General features: G+C 64.3%; 14 protein-coding genes. 2 read left to right on the top strand and 12 right to left on the bottom strand.

Going from position 1 to position 15,299, the window contains the following annotated elements; genetic code table 11:
* Positions 1 to 140: 140 nt before the first annotated feature.
* The 11 genes from AC0L23_RS28695 to AC0L23_RS28645 all read right to left on the bottom strand — a co-directional run bounded on the left by AC0L23_RS28695 (position 141) and on the right by AC0L23_RS28645 (position 11,876).
* Positions 141 to 2,615, bottom strand: a complete 2,475-nt coding sequence (locus AC0L23_RS28695) for a DNA translocase FtsK (RefSeq protein ID WP_085349228.1) — start codon at positions 2,613 to 2,615, stop codon at positions 141 to 143.
* A 9-nt stretch (positions 2,616 to 2,624) separates the two neighbouring features.
* On the bottom strand, positions 2,625 to 3,839 hold the full coding sequence (locus AC0L23_RS28690) for an aminotransferase class I/II-fold pyridoxal phosphate-dependent enzyme (RefSeq protein WP_162496342.1): 1,215 nt from the start codon (positions 3,837 to 3,839) through the stop codon (positions 2,625 to 2,627).
* Between the two features lie 311 nt (positions 3,840 to 4,150).
* The gene (locus AC0L23_RS28685) at positions 4,151 to 4,555 is read right to left on the bottom strand and encodes a GFA family protein (protein ID WP_018459659.1); all 405 of its coding nucleotides are present in this window, start codon (positions 4,553 to 4,555) and stop codon (positions 4,151 to 4,153) included.
* Between the two features lie 119 nt (positions 4,556 to 4,674).
* Complete coding sequence (locus tag AC0L23_RS28680; protein WP_085359666.1) at positions 4,675 to 6,273, bottom strand: caspase family protein; 1,599 nt, start codon at positions 6,271 to 6,273, stop codon at positions 4,675 to 4,677.
* 204 nt (positions 6,274 to 6,477) lie between these two features.
* Positions 6,478 to 7,926, bottom strand: a complete 1,449-nt coding sequence (locus AC0L23_RS28675) for an ammonium transporter (RefSeq protein WP_018459661.1) — start codon at positions 7,924 to 7,926, stop codon at positions 6,478 to 6,480.
* A gap of 38 nt (positions 7,927 to 7,964) precedes the next feature.
* Complete coding sequence (locus tag AC0L23_RS28670; protein ID WP_007598642.1) at positions 7,965 to 8,303, bottom strand: P-II family nitrogen regulator; 339 nt, start codon at positions 8,301 to 8,303, stop codon at positions 7,965 to 7,967.
* Positions 8,304 to 8,738: 435 nt separating this feature from the next.
* Entirely contained in the window at positions 8,739 to 9,341 is a 603-nt protein-coding gene (locus tag AC0L23_RS28665) for an ATP-dependent Clp protease proteolytic subunit (protein WP_018459663.1), read from the bottom strand.
* A gap of 42 nt (positions 9,342 to 9,383) precedes the next feature.
* Positions 9,384 to 9,758, bottom strand: coding sequence for an SRPBCC family protein (locus tag AC0L23_RS28660; protein WP_018459664.1), 375 nt, complete (start codon positions 9,756 to 9,758; stop codon positions 9,384 to 9,386).
* Positions 9,755 to 10,069 (bottom strand): ArsR/SmtB family transcription factor, encoded by a 315-nt coding sequence (locus AC0L23_RS28655; RefSeq protein ID WP_018459665.1) that lies wholly within the window; start codon positions 10,067 to 10,069, stop codon positions 9,755 to 9,757. The genes AC0L23_RS28660 and AC0L23_RS28655 overlap by 4 nt, the downstream gene beginning before the upstream one ends.
* A 41-nt stretch (positions 10,070 to 10,110) precedes the next feature.
* On the bottom strand, positions 10,111 to 11,412 hold the full coding sequence (locus AC0L23_RS28650) for an ammonium transporter (protein ID WP_085359587.1): 1,302 nt from the start codon (positions 11,410 to 11,412) through the stop codon (positions 10,111 to 10,113).
* Between the two features lie 125 nt (positions 11,413 to 11,537).
* Positions 11,538 to 11,876: a P-II family nitrogen regulator gene (locus AC0L23_RS28645; protein WP_007598647.1), complete on the bottom strand. Its 339-nt coding sequence runs from the start codon at positions 11,874 to 11,876 to the stop codon at positions 11,538 to 11,540.
* Positions 11,877 to 12,114: 238 nt separating this feature from the next.
* Here AC0L23_RS28645 and AC0L23_RS28640 point away from each other — a divergent pair, with 238 nt between their 5' ends.
* A complete protein-coding gene (locus AC0L23_RS28640; protein ID WP_085359589.1) occupies positions 12,115 to 13,005 on the top strand; it encodes a DUF4339 domain-containing protein in 891 nt (296 codons plus the stop codon).
* Between the two features lie 40 nt (positions 13,006 to 13,045).
* On the opposite strand, the gene tesB is transcribed toward AC0L23_RS28640, so the two are convergent.
* Entirely contained in the window at positions 13,046 to 13,909 is an 864-nt protein-coding gene (tesB, locus tag AC0L23_RS28635) for an acyl-CoA thioesterase II (RefSeq protein WP_018459668.1), read from the bottom strand.
* Positions 13,910 to 14,048: 139 nt separating this feature from the next.
* Between tesB and AC0L23_RS28630 the strand changes: the two genes are divergently transcribed.
* On the top strand, positions 14,049 to 15,269 hold the full coding sequence (locus tag AC0L23_RS28630) for a ubiquinone biosynthesis hydroxylase (protein ID WP_085359591.1): 1,221 nt from the start codon (positions 14,049 to 14,051) through the stop codon (positions 15,267 to 15,269).
* The last annotated feature ends 30 nt before the right edge of the window (positions 15,270 to 15,299 follow it).

Raw genomic sequence — 15,299 nt, 5'->3', positions numbered from 1 at the left:
GCGCGGCGACAATGGCAGCGAATCGAATGTCCGGATGTCTGATCAACGCGTCGTCCTGTGTGGCTGGGCGCCCTTTTAGCGTGATTTCGGCCAAAAGCAGATAACGTTTTTGCGTGAATGATGGTTTGAGGCGGCTCGCCTCACATATGGCTGTCTTCTTCCTCGACCAGGATCTCGCGCTTGCCGGCGTGGTTGGCGGGTCCGACGATGCCCTCCAGTTCCATGCGCTCCATCAGCGATGCGGCGCGGTTATAGCCGATCTGCAGGCGGCGCTGGATATAGCTGGTAGAGGCCTTACGGTCGCGTTTGACGATCGCAACAGCCTGCGAGAACAAATCGCCGCCGCCATCCGCGCCCATGGCGGACGCGTCGAACACCGCGCCGTCCTCGTCTTCGCTGGGTTCTTCGGCCGTGACGGCTTCGAGATATTCCGGCTGTCCCTGCGTCTTGAGGTGGCGCACCACCTTCTCGACTTCCTCGTCCGACGCGAAAGGTCCGTGCACGCGGCTGATGCGACCGCCCCCGGCCATGTAGAGCATGTCGCCCTGGCCGAGCAGCTGCTCGGCACCCATCTCGCCGAGAATCGTGCGGCTGTCGATCTTGGACGTCACCTGGAAGGCGATGCGGGTTGGGAAGTTCGCCTTGATGGTACCGGTGATGACGTCGACCGATGGACGCTGCGTTGCGAGGATCACGTGCAGGCCGGCGGCGCGCGCCATCTGCGCGAGGCGCTGCACCGCGCCTTCGATGTCCTTGCCGGCAACCATCATCAGGTCGGCCATTTCGTCGACGATGATGACGATGTAGGGCAGCGGGTCGAGCGAGAGCTTCTCTTCCTCGTAGATCGCCTTGCCGGTTTCCTTGTCGAAGCCGGTGTGCACCGTGCGCGTCGGCTCTTCGCCCTTGGCCTTCAATTCGAGCAAGCGCGTGTTGTAACCGTCGATGTTGCGCACACCGAGCTTGGCCATGTTCTTGTAGCGCTCTTCCATCTCGCGCACGGCCCATTTCAGCGCGACCACCGCCTTCTTCGGGTCGGTCACGACGGGCGTGAGCAGATGGGGAATGCCGTCATAGACGGAGAGTTCGAGCATCTTCGGATCGACCATGATCAGGCGGCACTGGTCCGGGCGCAGCCGATAGACCAAGCTGAGGATCATGGTGTTGATGGCGACCGACTTGCCGGAGCCGGTGGTACCGGCGATCAGCATGTGCGGCGTGCGTGCGAGGTCGATGATGACGGGATCACCGCCGATGGTCTTGCCGAGGCAGAGCGGCAGTTTCGCAACCGAATCGACAGTCTCCTTGGCGACCAGCAGCTCGCGCAGATAGACCTTTTCGCGATGCGCGTTCGGCAGCTCGATGCCGATGGCGTTGCGGCCCGGCACGACGGCGACGCGCGCCGACAGCGCGCTCATCGAACGGGCGATGTCGTCGGAAAGTCCGATCACGCGCGACGATTTGATCCCCGGCGCCGGCTCCAGCTCGTACAGCGTGACCACGGGACCCGGATGGGCCTTCACGATCTCGCCGCGAACGCCGAAATCCTGCAGCACGCCTTCGAGCGCGCGCGAATTGGTTTCCAGCTCGGCCTTGCTGAGCGGCTGGCGATCGCCGGCCTTGGGCGCGGCCAGCACCGACACGGACGGAAGCTCGAACTTGTCGGAAGATTTCTTGGAAGCAGCCTTTGGAGCAGCCTTCTTGCGCGGCGCGCGCGCGGCGGGCTCCTCCTCCTCTTCCTCCTCGTGGTCTTCTTCGTGCTCGTCCTCGTCGTGCTCGTCTTCGGACTGCGGCGAGATCGGCGGCGCGGCGCGGCCGCCACCGAGCTTCGGCTCCTGACGGCTGAAGGCAACGGCCTTGGTCTTCGGTCCGCTCGAGACCAGCGAGCGGTAGGCCGCGCCAAGCAACCAGATCAGCCGTGCCTTCGTGCTCATCAAGGCGTGGAACAGCCAGCCCAGCGATACCGAACCGCGATCGCTCTCCTCGTCCAGGTCGAGCGGCTTGTCATCGTCCTCGATCTCAGCGAGTTCGTCGTCATGCTCGCGTGCGCCGAGGCCGCAGGCGATCAGGAAGGTCGCCGCCATCGCGGCGAACAGGATCGTGCCGAGCACGATGCGATAGATCATGCCCGGCGGTCCGAAGATCACCGCGGGCGCGCGAACCAGGGCATCGCCGACCACGCCGCCGAGGCCTGTCGGCAGCGGCCAGGCGCCGCCATGTGGCCAGCAGCTGACGAAGCCCGCCGCGATCACCGTGCAGAGAATCCAGCAGCCGAGCCGCAGCGCCTCGCGGTCGAACGGGCGATGGGTCAGCATGCGCCAGCCCCAGACCGCGACGGTCAGGACCAGCATGATCGCGCCGAGCCCGAGGATCTGCATCGCAAGGTCGGCGCCGATCGCGCCGGCATAGCCGAGAATATTGCGGATCGGCCGCGACGTTGCGTGGCTGAGGCTGGGATCCTGCACTGACCAGGTCATCAGCGCCGCCGAGGCGACGCCCGACAATGCGATCAGGCCGAGACCGCTGAGCTCGCGCACGCGCCGCGCCAGCCCCTCGCGGATCGAGGGCGGCAGATGGCTGACCAAGGGAACGACACGTTCGATTGTCGACATGCTCATGGGCCCCGCCTAACCCAGAGTCTCGACCAGGCGGTGCAGCGCCTGCGCCGTGGTCTCGCCATCCTGCACCAGCGCAAGGCGAATGTAGCCTGCGCCGGGATTGAAGCCGTCGGGCTGGAGCCGCGCCAGATAGCTGCCGGGCACCACGCGCACGCCTGCTTCCTTGAAGAGTTTCAGGCACACAGACACATCGTCGCCGATTTCGGACGTGTTGAGCCAGACGCAGAAGCCGGCATCGGGCCGGCGATAGCCGTAACGATTGCCGATGATCTGGTCGGCGAGATCGAACTTGATGCGGTAGAGCCTGCGGTTCTCCTCGACATGCGCCTCGTCGCCGTAAGCAACGGTCGCGACATGCTGCAACGGGACCGGCACCTGCGGCGCCGCGATGTTGCGCAATTCGAGGAACATGCCGATGAGTTTTTTGTCGCCGGCGGCGAAGCCGACGCGCAGGCCCGGCAGGTTCGAGCGCTTGGACAGCGACTGGAACGCGACCACGCGGGTGAAATCAGGGCCAGCGCATTCGAGCGCGCTGCCGGGCGCTTCGCGGGTGTAGATCTCCGAATAGCACTCGTCGCTGAGGATCACGAAGCCGTAGCGGTCGGCGAGCTGCTTCAGGCGAATGAAATAATCGCGCGAGGCCACCGATCCCTGCGGGTTGGCGGGCGAGGCCAGATAGAACGCCACCGTGCGCGCCAGCGTCGCCTCGTCGATGGCGTCGAGATCGGGCAGGAAGCCGTTCTCGGCGGTGGTCGGCAGGTAGACCGGCTCGCAAGCAGCGGCGCGGGCGCCGGCGCCATAGACCGGATAGAACGGGTTCGGCATCAGGATCGCGGGCTTGCCGGGACGCGGGCCGACATAGCGCGCAGCCGCGATGGCGGCGAGGAACAGCCCCTCGCGGCTGCCATTGAGGACGAGAATCTCGCTCTCGGGATTGAGCGGTCGCGGCAGCTTGAAACGCGACGACAGCCAGGCGCCCGCGGCCATGCGGAACGGGTCGGTGCCCTTGTTCGCGGGGTAACGGCCGAAATCGGCGATGTGCTTGGCCAGTACCGGGCCGACGAAATCAGGCACCGGATGCTGCGGCTCGCCGACGGCAAGCGAAATCAAAGGCTTGCCGGGCTGATGCGGTGCCAGCAGCTCGTTCAGCCGGACGAAGGGAGAGCGTTCGCTATCGGAGCTTCCACTGTCCTGCGGCGCACGGGATGAAGCGGTCATAGCCATTCTGGACGCCAGCACTCTTGGAACAGCCGGTCGCAGCACGGCGCCGGCGGGAAGCGGTTCAGTTCACCATAGATAGGGCGAGGTTAAGACGCGATTAACCATCGGTCGCCGCCTCGGTCCAGAGCAGGAATAATGACGCCACGGGCGGCTCTCGGAGCTGGTCATGCCATTGCGAGGGGGTGGACGTCTTGGCGATATCATGGCCGGGCCTGTCCCGGCCACCCACGGCCTTTCCGACGGCGTCCAAGAACGTGGATGCCCGGGACAAGCCCGGGCATGACGGCTTATGACGGCTTTGGCGGATAGGCGCCCTAATGCCCCGGCAGCTTCTCGAATGTCGCCATGCCCGCGGGGATCGCGTGGAAGTCCTGCTTGTCGCAGGTGTAGATCGCCATCTGTGGATGGAACTGCGCAGGCTCGTCCAGCGTGCCGACCTTCAGGATCGCCGCCGGCAGGCCGGGAACCTTGGTCACCAGATGGGTCCCGCATTGAGCGCAGAATTCGCGCGTGACGGCGCGTTCGAGGTCCTTGCGCGCGAATTGCTTGGGTTGCCCGGTGATGTAGCTGAAGCCAGCCGCCGGCATCGCGATGAAGGTGTTGGGCGCGCCGCCCGAGATGTACTGGCATTCGCGGCAATGACACTGCGCCTGCATCATCGGGTCGCCCTCGGCGACATAGCGCACTTCGCCGCAATAGCATCCGCCTTCCAAACGCATGACGACCTCCCGATTGTTGTTTCTTGTGGTCGATATTTCTGCGCGGGCGGTGTGGAATGGCAATCTTTTTCTTTCGCCTGGACGGACCAAGACAGACCGCCTGCAGCCGGTTCGTGCATCTATCTCTTGGCAAGTCCGCAGCCGTTGAATCCCCGGCCGCGCCAGCACCCGCTGCTCATGCACTCGGCTTCCAGCCGTGGACAAGCGGTTGAAGCGCAATCCGCGCGGCCACCCATACCGACGCATGCCGTGGCGCACCTGCTTCGCATGAACGAACAGCTCATGCCGCTTCCGGTCTGCCGCGGTTGCCCTGCGCCGGCCTGATCTGGCGGCAGCACGGCCGTCTTGTCCTCGCGCTTGGGCGCCCGCTTCGAATCAGGTTGGCCCGGACTTGCAGCGGGGCTCTGTGTCGTCAGCTTGGAGAGCTCCATCCGACACGGTCGGCTGGTATCGGTGCGGACGCCGGCGCCGGTGGTTCCTTTCAGCTCGAGTGCGAGCTTGTACTGATAGGGCGCGCCGGCTGTGCGGCGCAGCGGATCCTTCTCGCCAATCAGCCCGTTGACGGTGACAGTCGCGCTGCCATCCGCTTCGATCTTCCCGTTATAGATTGTGGCACCGGGCTTGCCCTCTTCCCCGGAGAGAGTGTGCAGCACGCCATCCTTGACGCGCAGGGCATACTGGAAATAGGCCTCGGGAAATGGGGGCTTGTTCTCGCAAGTCTCCTTCGCGATCCAGGTTCCATCGAATGCGGTTACGCGCTTGGCGGTGTCTGATGGTTTCGCCAAGGTCTCGACGCGCGATTTTGCCAGATCTGCGAACGCGCAGGCCGGGAAGCGTGCGAGGTGATCCTTGAATGCCGCGAGCGTTCCCAGCGCTTCCGCGCTACGCCAATGGTCTCCGGCCTCCGCGCAGGGATCGAGCTGAGGCGTCGCAGGCGACAACGCCGCCGTCTCGGGCTTGCCGTTCAGGTAGAACTCGCCGAAGAACGACAGCGACAGCTCCGGTACTTGCGAGCCTTTGGAGCGCTGGTAGACGCCGGCGCTGATCGTCTGAAATACCGTGTTGACGTTGCCCTTGTCGCCGATGTGCTCCAGGAACGCGCTGGTGTAGGGGCTGTTGCGGCCGCTGCCGTCGTCGGCGGTCCGGCCGGCCTGTGTCGCGTAGGAAATGATGGTGCCCTCGGGACTTTCCATCTTGGCAAGGCCGCGTGAGACGGTGACGCCACGGCCCTGTCCGACGTTTCGCCGCAACTCGTCGGCAAATGGATTGTCGCGGCAGGCGTCGAGCACGAGGATGCGCAGGTTCTTGGCCTGCTGCAGATCCGCCAGGATCTCGTCGGCGCGCACCAGACGGCGCAGATCGACCTCGTCGCGAACGACGGCATCGACAGGCACCAGATAGTTGACGCCGGCGAACTGGAGCGCGTGCCCACTGTAATAGAACAGGGCGACATCGGCGCCGCGGGCCTCACGCGCGAAGCGAAGAATGGTGTCCTGCATGGCGGACTGGTCGAGGTCGGTCGCGACCACAGGATCGAACCCCGATCGCTTGAGGGCCGCGCCGACATCGGCCGCATCGTTGGTCGGATTGGCGAGCGGGGGAACGTTTCGGTAGGCGCCGTTGCCAATCACCAGCGCGACGCGCTTGTCCGCACGGGCATCGAGGCTCGACAAAGCGAGCAACAGGAAACACCAGACCAGGCAATAGGGCAGACGCATGAAATCCTGCTCCAAACGGGGAGCATGATATTCAGCAAGCTCGCAGCAATGCAATTTAACTTATGACGGCCCAGCGGCACGGGACCAAAAGAAAGGGGCTCCAACTTGCGCTGGAGCCCCTCAACGGTCGGGACATTGCCGGGTATGTGCCCCAAACCGTAGTTGTGAGCGCGACCTCCGAGGAGGCCGCGCCCGGGAGGAGACTTACATGTTGTAGGCGCGCTCTGTGTGCTCGGTGATGTCGAGGCCTTCACGCTCGCTCTCGACATTGGCGCGGAGGCCAACGATCACATCGACGACCTTGTAGAGAATCGCCGAACCGATGCCCGACCACACCAGCGTGGTGCCGACGCCCCAGACCTGGGAGATCATCTGCGCCGCGAAGTCGTAATCGGCAACCTTCGGCGGGATCGCGGTGTAGTCGATGATGCCCGCACCACCCAGCGCCGGATTGACGAGGATGCCGGTGCCGAGGGCGCCGATGATGCCGCCGACGCAGTGCACGCCGAACACATCGAGGGAGTCGTCGTAGCCGAGCGCGTTCTTCACGACGGTGCAGAAGAACAGGCAGACCACGCCGACCACGAGGCCGAGGACGATCGCACCCATCACGCCGGAGAAGCCGGCGGCAGGCGTGACGGCCACGAGGCCCGCGACAGCGCCGGAGATGACGCCGAGCACCGACGGGTGACCCTTGATGATCCACTCCGCGAACATCCACGACAGCGCGGCGGCTGCGGTGGCGACGAAGGAGTTGGTCATGGCGAGGGCTGCGCCGCCGTTGGCTTCGAGGTTGGAGCCGGCGTTGAAGCCGAACCAGCCGACCCAGAGCAGCGAGGCGCCGATCATCGACATCGTCAGCGAGTGCGGAGCCATCAGCTCCTTGCCGTAGCCGACGCGCTTGCCGATCAGCAGGGCGCCGACGAGGCCTGCGATGCCGGCGTTGATGTGCACCACGGTGCCGCCCGCAAAGTCGATCGCGCCCTTCTTGAAGATCCAGCCTGCGTCGGCGTTGATCTCATCGAGCTTGGCCTGCGCTGCGGTCTTCGCCGCGCCATCAGCCGCAGCAGCCAGAGCCTTGGCTGCGTCCTGGATCATGTCCGGGCCGGGCCAGTACCAGACCATGTGCGCGATCGGGAAGTAGATCAGCGTGACCCAGAGCGGGACGAAGAGCGCGAGCGCCGCGAACTTCATGCGTTCGGCGAAGGCGCCGACGATGAGGGCGGGCGTGATCGCCGCGAAGGTCATCTGGAAGCACATATAGATGAGCTCCGAGATGTTGGCGTCGACCGAGAAGGTCGCGGCCTTCGAGTCGGTGGTGACGCCCATCATGAAGGCCTTGGAGAAGCCGCCGATGAAGTCGGAACCGCCGGTGAAGGTGAGGCTGTAGCCGTACACGGCCCAGATCACGGTGACGACGCAGACGGTGTAGAACACCTGCATCAGGACGGAGAGCATGTTCTTGGAACGGACGAGGCCGCCGTAGAACAGCGCGAGGCCGGGGATCGTCATCAACAGCACGAGCACTGTCGATGTCAGCATCCAGGCGTTGTCTCCCTTGTTGACCGTTGGCTCGGCGTAGGCTGCGGTCGCAGCGAACAGGCCGACTGCGAGAGCCGCCAATCCCGCGCCATAGGGACGCTTAAACGTCATTTCATTTACTCCTGATTGAATTTTGATTGAGCGCGAAATCAAAGGGCCGCAGCATCGGCCTCGCCGGTGCGGATGCGAACCGCATGGTCGAGATTGATGACGAAGATCTTGCCGTCGCCGATCTGTCCGGTTTTCGCGGCGGTCGTGATGGCGTCGATGGTCTTGTCGACCTGGTCGGAGGCGACAGCGACCTCGATCTTGATCTTGGGCAGGAAGCTCACGGCATATTCGGCGCCGCGATAGATTTCCGTATGGCCCTTCTGGCGGCCATATCCCTTGACTTCCGTCACCGTGAGACCGTGAACGCCGATGGCGGTCAGGGCGTCACGGACTTCTTCCAGCTTGAATGGCTTAATAATCGCCATAACAATTTTCATGGGTCCTATCCCCGCTTGGGCCCGGTCCGGACGTGGCCGGGCGCTTCTCGACTGGTTCGCCACGAGGGAGAAAGTTCACTACGCGGGCACAGCCAGGACCCTTAGAATCAAATGCCGTGCCAGATCGGGCGTGTTGCCTAACGGACTATGAAAACGGGTGTTTTCGCGTTTGACGCGTAGTGCGGTGCAGTGCGCCATTACGCCGCGCTCAATACCTGACCATGCCTGATTAAAATAAAGGCACGACAGGCTGTCGACACATTGGTGCTCACACGTAGGGCAGCAGAAAGGTATTTCCGTAAGGCGGACGCCTATTGCGGGGCTTGTCGTGCCGCGAAATATCGGGCCCCTCGCACTTGTGCTCACGGAATGCGCGCAACCGGCCAACCTGCTTGAGCGGGCGAGACTTGCCGGACGGGTCCCCGGCAGAGACCGTCAGGCGGCGCTGCGTTCCGCGAAGACCCGGTCGATCAGCCCCCAGTCGACCGCCTGCTGCGCGGTCATGAAATGGTCGCGGTCCAAGGTCCGTTCCACGTCCGGTTCGGGGCGCCCGCAATGCTGGGCATAGAGCCGGATGATGCGCCGCTTGGTTTCCTGCATTTCGGTGGCGTGGATCAGGATGTCGGACGCCTGGCCCTGAAAGCCGCCGAGCGGCTGATGCACGTGAAGGCTCGCATTGGGCAGGGCGGCGCGGTGACCGGGCTCGCCGGCCATCAGCAGAAACGAGCCCATCGAGCGCGCGGTGCCCATGCACAGCGTATGCACCGGCGCCTTGATGAATTGCATGGTGTCGTACATCGCAAGGCCGCTGGTGACCACGCCGCCATAGGAATTGATGTAGAGATTGATCGGCTTGTTCGGATTCTCCGCCTCCAGAAACAGGAGCTGCGCGCAGACCAGTCCGGACATCGCATCATTGACCTCGCCATTGAGGAAGATGATGCGCTCGCGCAACAGGCGCGAATAGATGTCGAAGGATCGCTCGCCGCGGGCGGATTGTTCGACGACCATAGGGACGAGCTGAAGCATGTCGCGCATCGGCGACCTCCATTTTCTGCGGGTGATGAAGTGGTGTTGGTGTCAGGCGGCCGCGCGCATCAGGCAGCCATTGCTGTTGGCCGGCTGCGGCAGCTTCATACGGATCTCGCAGGCTTGCTGGATGATGCGAAAGCGGGTGCCGCCGTCCTCGTTCGGCTCGATCCGGAAGATGACATGGCTTTCGCGAAACGGCGGTTCGGAATCGCGAAGCCGGTAGCGCACCTCCTGGCCCGGGATCGCTGATTCCGGCTCGGCGCCCGCAAGATCGCAATCCGGCAACCAGCGCTCGCGCAAAGCCGGAATGGTCACCGCGCGCCAGACCTTGGCCGGCGGCGCATCGAATTCATATTCGAGCACCAGGTCTGTTTTGAGCGCCAAGTCTGCGTCGGAGGGATCAGGCTTCACGGCGTCGCTCATTGATCCATCTCCTTCAAGAGATCGGCGAGGGCATCCATGCGTTTCGGCCAATAGGCGCGGTAGCGCGCAAGCCAGGCCCCGATCGCGGAGATTCCTTCGGGATCGACTTCGTAATTCACAAAGCGGCCCTGCCGCTGTTCGCGCACCAGGCCCGCGCCGCGCAGCACCGCGAGATGCTGCGACATCGCCGGTTGGCTGATCTCCAATCCGTCGCGCAAGGCGCTGGCATTCAGGCTTCCGCCGGCAAGCTTCTCAAAGACCTTGCGGCGGGTCGGGTCGGCCAGCGCTTTGAAGATGTCGGCTTCGATCATGGCAACACATAAGCATACGCTTATGTGTTGCGCAAGCCCAATTACTGCAGCGCCTCGCCGTGCTGCGAAATATCCAGGCCCTCGAGTTCGTGCTCGCGGGAGACCCGCAACGGCACGAACAGACCGACCAGCTTGAGCAGGACGAAGCTCATGCCTGCCGACCAGACGAAGGTGACGGCGACCCCGTAGAGCTGGATAAGAAGCTGCTGCGGATGGCCTTCGAGCACGCCGGCGGTGCCGCCGATCGCGCTCGTTGCGAACACGCCGGCCAGCAGGGTCCCGGTCATCCCCCCGATGCCGTGGACGCCGAACACGTCGAGCGAATCGTCATAGTCGAAGCGGTGCTTCAGCCAGGTGCAGGCCCAGTAGCAGACGAGGCCTGCGATCACGCCGATGACGATGCCGTGCCAGGGCGCCACGAATCCCGAGGCCGGCGTGATGGTGCCGAGGCCGGCCACCGCGCCGGAGATCATGCCGAGCACGGATGGCTTGCGCCGCGTCGACCATTCGATCGCGCCCCAGGTCAGCGCGCCGGAGCAGGCTGCGAGATGGGTCGCGATGATCGCCAGCACCGCGCGCGAATTGGCTGCGCCCGCCGAGCCGCCGTTGAAGCCGAACCAGCCGACCCACAACAGGCCGGTGCCCATCACCGCAAGCGACAGATCGAACGGCGAGAGATTTTCGGTGCCGTAGCCGTGACGGCGTCCCATCACCTTCGCCGCGACGAGGCCGGCGGTGCCGGCCGACAGATGCACCACGAGGCCGCCGGCGAAATCCAGCACGCCCATTCCGGCGAGGAAGCCGCCGCCCCACACCCAATGCGCCAGTGGAATGTAGACGAAGATGAACCAGGCCACGGAAAAGAGGAGATAAGCGGAGAACCGCATCCGGTCGGCCACCGCGCCCGCGACCAGCGCCACCGTGATGATCGCAAACGTCATCTGGTACAGCATGAACAGCGCTTCCGGGATCGTCTTCGCCGCCGGGTTGACGCTGTCCATGGTCATACCGGAGAGAAACCAGCGGTCGAGCGTGCCGATCCACGGGCCGTCGCCGACGAAGCACAACGAATAGCCGAACGCGACCCAGAGAATGGAGATGATCGTCACTGCGGCGAGGCTCTGCGCCATGGTGGCGAGGACGTTCTTCTTGCGCACCATGCCGGAATAGAACAGCGCGAGCCCCGGGATCGTCATCATCAGCACCAGCGCGGTGGCGACGATCATCCAGGCGGTGTCGGCAGTGTTGATCTCGGAGCCCGCGGCACGCGCCGGCGAAGCCATGATCGACCCAAGCCCGATCGGCGCGGCGATAGCAGCCGCGCGGCGCAACAATCCCGCCATGTCGTTTCCCCCAGCTATTGATTGTGTCGCACGCCGTGGCGCCGTTGCCCGGTGCGATCGAAGAAGAGCGTTGTCGAGCGAAGCGGTTACCGGTTCGCGAAAAGAAAACGCGTCAAAGCAAAAATCTAGAGCGCGTCGCTGTCGGTCTCGCCGGTGCGAATGCGGGTCGCGTGATCGATCGGCGTGACGAAGATCTTGCCGTCGCCGATCTGGCCGGTGCGCGCGGTCGCGGTGATGACCGCGACGGCCTTCTCGGCGATATCGGAGGCAACCGCGATCTCGATCCGCAGCTTCGGCAGGAAATTCACGACATATTCGGCGCCGCGATAGATCTCGGTGTGGCCCTTTTGGCGGCCATAGCCCTTCACTTCGGTCACGGTCATGCCGTGGACGCCGATCGCCGTCAGGGCCTGACGGACCTCATCGAGCTTGAAGGGTTTGATGATCGCGACGACGAGTTTCATGGTCAGGCCTATTCCCCGGGATGCGCCGCGCCGTATGTCCCCGGCGCAGCGTCAATCTGGCATCTTTCCGGGCAAATGGCATAAAAAACTTGCAGATTGAAGCGGAAAATCGTTGGGCCATGTGAACGGCCGCCTCTGTACAGGGCAGCCGTTCATCCTCCACAATGCGTTTTTGGCATGGATGCGATGAACCCAAGCGTCGCGGCCGGTACAAAACTATGTTCGAGGGGGACGCTTCATGGCGAGTTGGTTCTACGCATCCGAGGGCAAGCAGCAGGGGCCCTATCCGGAAGGGCAATTCCGTGACCTCGTCGCCCAGGGAGTCGTGCGTCCGGATACGCTGGTGTGGTCGGAGGGCATGGCCGGCTGGCAGAAGGCGGCCGAAATCCCCGGCCTGATCGGCGGGGGCGGTGCGCCCCCGATGATGCCGGCTGGCGGCCCGCCGATGATGGGCTCCGGGGGCTACGGCGGCGGTGGCGCCGGAGGATCGCTGGCGGTCGATTTCGGCATCCTCGAGTTCACCTGGCGCAGCATCGTGATGCTGATCGGCATGTGCTTCATCATCCCGGTGCCGTGGGTGTTCGTCTGGTACACGAAATGGATCGTGTCCTGCGTGAAGGTCCCCGGGCGGCCCAATCTCAGCTTCACCGGCAATGCGATGACGCTGGTGCCCTGGTATTTCGGCTTCATCGTTCTGGCGGTCGTGATCGGCTACATCGGCGTTCCCTTGCTGAGCAATTTGCTGTTCATCGCCCAGCTCGTTCTGTACTGGCTCCTGATCAAATGGATGGTCGCGAATCTCGCCTCCAATGGGCAGCCGCTCGGCCTGAGCTTCACCGGCACGGTTTGGGCCTATGTCGGCTGGAGCCTGCTGTTCGCGATTTCCATCATCACCATCATCGGCTGGGCCTGGGTCGCCGCGGCTCAGATGCGCTGGTTCTGCCGCAGCATCGAAGGCACGCGGCGCGAGATCGTGTTCAACGGCAGCGGTCTCGGGATTCTCTGGCGGGGCATCGTGGCCGCATTCCTGTGCGGCTTCATCATCCCGATCCCGTGGGTCTATCGCTGGATCATGAACTGGTTCGCGTCGGAGACGGTTCTGGCTCCGCGGGGATCGCTCCGGGCCTGACCTCGAAAGGCACAAGCGCGATCGATCGTGCTTGTGCCTCTTAGGCTCTCCGTTCGCGCACCGAGCCTTCCTGCGCGACGGAGGCCACCAGCGTGCCGTCGGGCTTGAAGATCGAGCCGCGGGTCAAGCCGCGGCCGCTTCGCGCGCTCGGCGAATCCTGTGCGTAGAGCAGCCATTCGTCGGCGCGGAACGGGCGGTGAAACCACATCGCGTGGTCGAGGCTCGCGGGCATCATGCGCTTGTCGAACAGGGTGCGGCCGTAGCGCGCCATAATCGCATCGAGCAGCGAGAAGTCCGACGCATAGGCCAGCGCGCACATGTGCAGCGCCGGATCGTCCGGCAGCGTTGCCGCGGTCTTGATCCAGACATGGATGCGGCCGTCCTCGATCCTCTCACCGAAATAACGGCCGAGCTCGACCGGGCGCAGCTCGATCGGACGGTCGGATTCATAATAGCGGCGGATGAACTCCGGCATCTCCTTGAACATCGGCTGCTTCGCGACTTCCTCCGCCGTCAGCTTTTCCGGCGGCGGCACGTCGGGCATCTTGTCCTGGTGATCGAACGCGCTCTCTTCCTCCGCATGGAATGACACCATGATCGAGAAGATCGCGTTGCCGTGCTGGATCGCGGTGACGCGTCGCGTCGAGTAGCTCTTGCCGTCGCGCAGGCGCTCGACCTGGTAGATGATCGGGATCTGCGGATCGCCCGGCAGGATGAAATAGCAATGCAGCGAATGCGGCAGCCGGCCCTCGACGGTGCGGCACGCTGCAACCATCGCCTGTCCGATCACCTGGCCGCCGAACACCCGTTGCCAGCTGGTCTTCGGACTGTTGCCGCGGAACAGATTCACCTCGAGCTGTTCGAGGTCGAGGATCGAGATGAGGTCGATCAGGCTCTTGGACATGGATTTCAGCTTTCGCCTTGCCGCCCCGGGGTTCGCTGCTCCGGATTGACACAATGGGGGCTGTCCGCCCTTGTTTCACCGCACTGTTTCGCCCACCTCAAGTCTGCTAGCAAGGCCAGGATTTAGCCGGGAATTGGGTATGTCGGTACAGGGTAGCATTGTCATCGGTGGCGGCGCGTTTGCGGGCCTGGCGCTGGCCCTGGCGCTGCGCCAGGGGCTCGGCCCCGAGATCCCCGTCATCGTCGCCGACCCCGCGCTCTCCACACGTCCGAGCCGGGACCCGCGCGCGACCGCGATCGTGGCCGCCTGCCGCCGCCTGTTCGAGGCGATCGGCGCCTGGGACGACGTAAGGGGCGAGGCGCAGCCGATCCTCGACATGATCGTCACCGATTCCAAGCTGGAAGACGCCACCCGTCCGGCGTTCCTCAACTTTGCCGGCGACGTCGCGCCGGGCGAGCCCTTCGCGCATATGGTCGAGAACCGCCGCCTCATTGATGCGCTGGTGGTGCGCGCCGAGGCCGAGGGCGTCGATCTCCGCGCGACCACAGTGTCGTCTTACGACGCGCGGGCCGAAGGTATCGACGTGACGCTCGGTGATGGCAGCGTGATTGCAGCGAGCCTCCTGGTTGCGGCCGACGGTGCGAAGTCGAAACTGCGCGAGCGCGCCGGCATCGCCACCCACGGCTGGGAATATGATCAATCCGGCATCGTCGTCACTGTCGGCCATGAGCGCGATCACGAAGGCCGCGCCGAAGAGCATTTTCTGCCGGCGGGTCCGTTTGCTATCCTGCCGCTTTCGGGCAAGCGCTCCTCGCTGGTATGGACCGAGCGTCGCAGCGAAGCCGCGCGTATCATTGCGTTGAGCGATGAGGAATTTCACGGCGAGCTCGAGCAGCGCTTCGGCCTGCATCTCGGCGAGGTGAAGGCGCTCGACAAGCCGCGCGCGTTTCCGCTGTCCTATTTCGTCGCACGCTCCTTCATTGCCCAGCGCCTCGCGCTGGTCGGCGATTCCGCCCACGTCATCCACCCAATCGCGGGCCAGGGTCTCAACATGGGGCTGAAGGACGTCGCCGCGCTGGCCGAGGTCGTGGTCGACGCCGCGCGGCTCGGCATGGATATCGGCGGCGTCGACGTGCTCGAACGTTATCAGCGCTGGCGCCGCTTCGACACCATGGCCATGGGCGTTGCCACCAACTCGCTGAACTTCCTGTTCTCCAACCAGTCCACCTTGCTGCGCACCGTCCGCGACATCGGCCTCGGCCTCGTCGATCGCGCCCCGCCGCTGAAGAATCTTTTTATCCGCCAAGCCGCGGGTTTGACCGGTGAGATACCGCGGCTGTTGAAGGGCGAGGCGCTGTAGGATTTTCGGTAGCCCGGATGGAGCGCAGCG

It is taken from the genome of Bradyrhizobium sp. MI1.4, assembly GCF_055811315.1.
This window is presented reverse-complemented; position numbering and strand designations above follow the sequence as displayed.

Bases quoted from the DNA above. Each gene is read 5' to 3' on its own strand.
- AC0L23_RS28695 (WP_085349228.1), bottom strand. From the start codon at position 2,615: ATGAGCATGTCGACAATCGAACGTGTCGTTCCCTTGGTCAGCCATCTG.
- AC0L23_RS28690 (WP_162496342.1), bottom strand. From the start codon at position 3,839: ATGGCTATGACCGCTTCATCCCGTGCGCCGCAGGACAGTGGAAGCTCC.
- AC0L23_RS28685 (WP_018459659.1), bottom strand. From the start codon at position 4,555: ATGCGTTTGGAAGGCGGATGCTATTGCGGCGAAGTGCGCTATGTCGCC.
- AC0L23_RS28680 (WP_085359666.1), bottom strand. From the start codon at position 6,273: ATGCGTCTGCCCTATTGCCTGGTCTGGTGTTTCCTGTTGCTCGCTTTG.
- AC0L23_RS28675 (WP_018459661.1), bottom strand. From the start codon at position 7,926: ATGACGTTTAAGCGTCCCTATGGCGCGGGATTGGCGGCTCTCGCAGTC.
- AC0L23_RS28670 (WP_007598642.1), bottom strand. From the start codon at position 8,303: ATGAAAATTGTTATGGCGATTATTAAGCCATTCAAGCTGGAAGAAGTC.
- AC0L23_RS28665 (WP_018459663.1), bottom strand. From the start codon at position 9,341: ATGCGCGACATGCTTCAGCTCGTCCCTATGGTCGTCGAACAATCCGCC.
- AC0L23_RS28660 (WP_018459664.1), bottom strand. From the start codon at position 9,758: ATGAGCGACGCCGTGAAGCCTGATCCCTCCGACGCAGACTTGGCGCTC.
- AC0L23_RS28655 (WP_018459665.1), bottom strand. From the start codon at position 10,069: ATGATCGAAGCCGACATCTTCAAAGCGCTGGCCGACCCGACCCGCCGC.
- AC0L23_RS28650 (WP_085359587.1), bottom strand. From the start codon at position 11,412: ATGGCGGGATTGTTGCGCCGCGCGGCTGCTATCGCCGCGCCGATCGGG.
- AC0L23_RS28645 (WP_007598647.1), bottom strand. From the start codon at position 11,876: ATGAAACTCGTCGTCGCGATCATCAAACCCTTCAAGCTCGATGAGGTC.
- AC0L23_RS28640 (WP_085359589.1), top strand. From the start codon at position 12,115: ATGGCGAGTTGGTTCTACGCATCCGAGGGCAAGCAGCAGGGGCCCTAT.
- tesB (WP_018459668.1), bottom strand. From the start codon at position 13,909: ATGTCCAAGAGCCTGATCGACCTCATCTCGATCCTCGACCTCGAACAG.
- AC0L23_RS28630 (WP_085359591.1), top strand. From the start codon at position 14,049: ATGTCGGTACAGGGTAGCATTGTCATCGGTGGCGGCGCGTTTGCGGGC.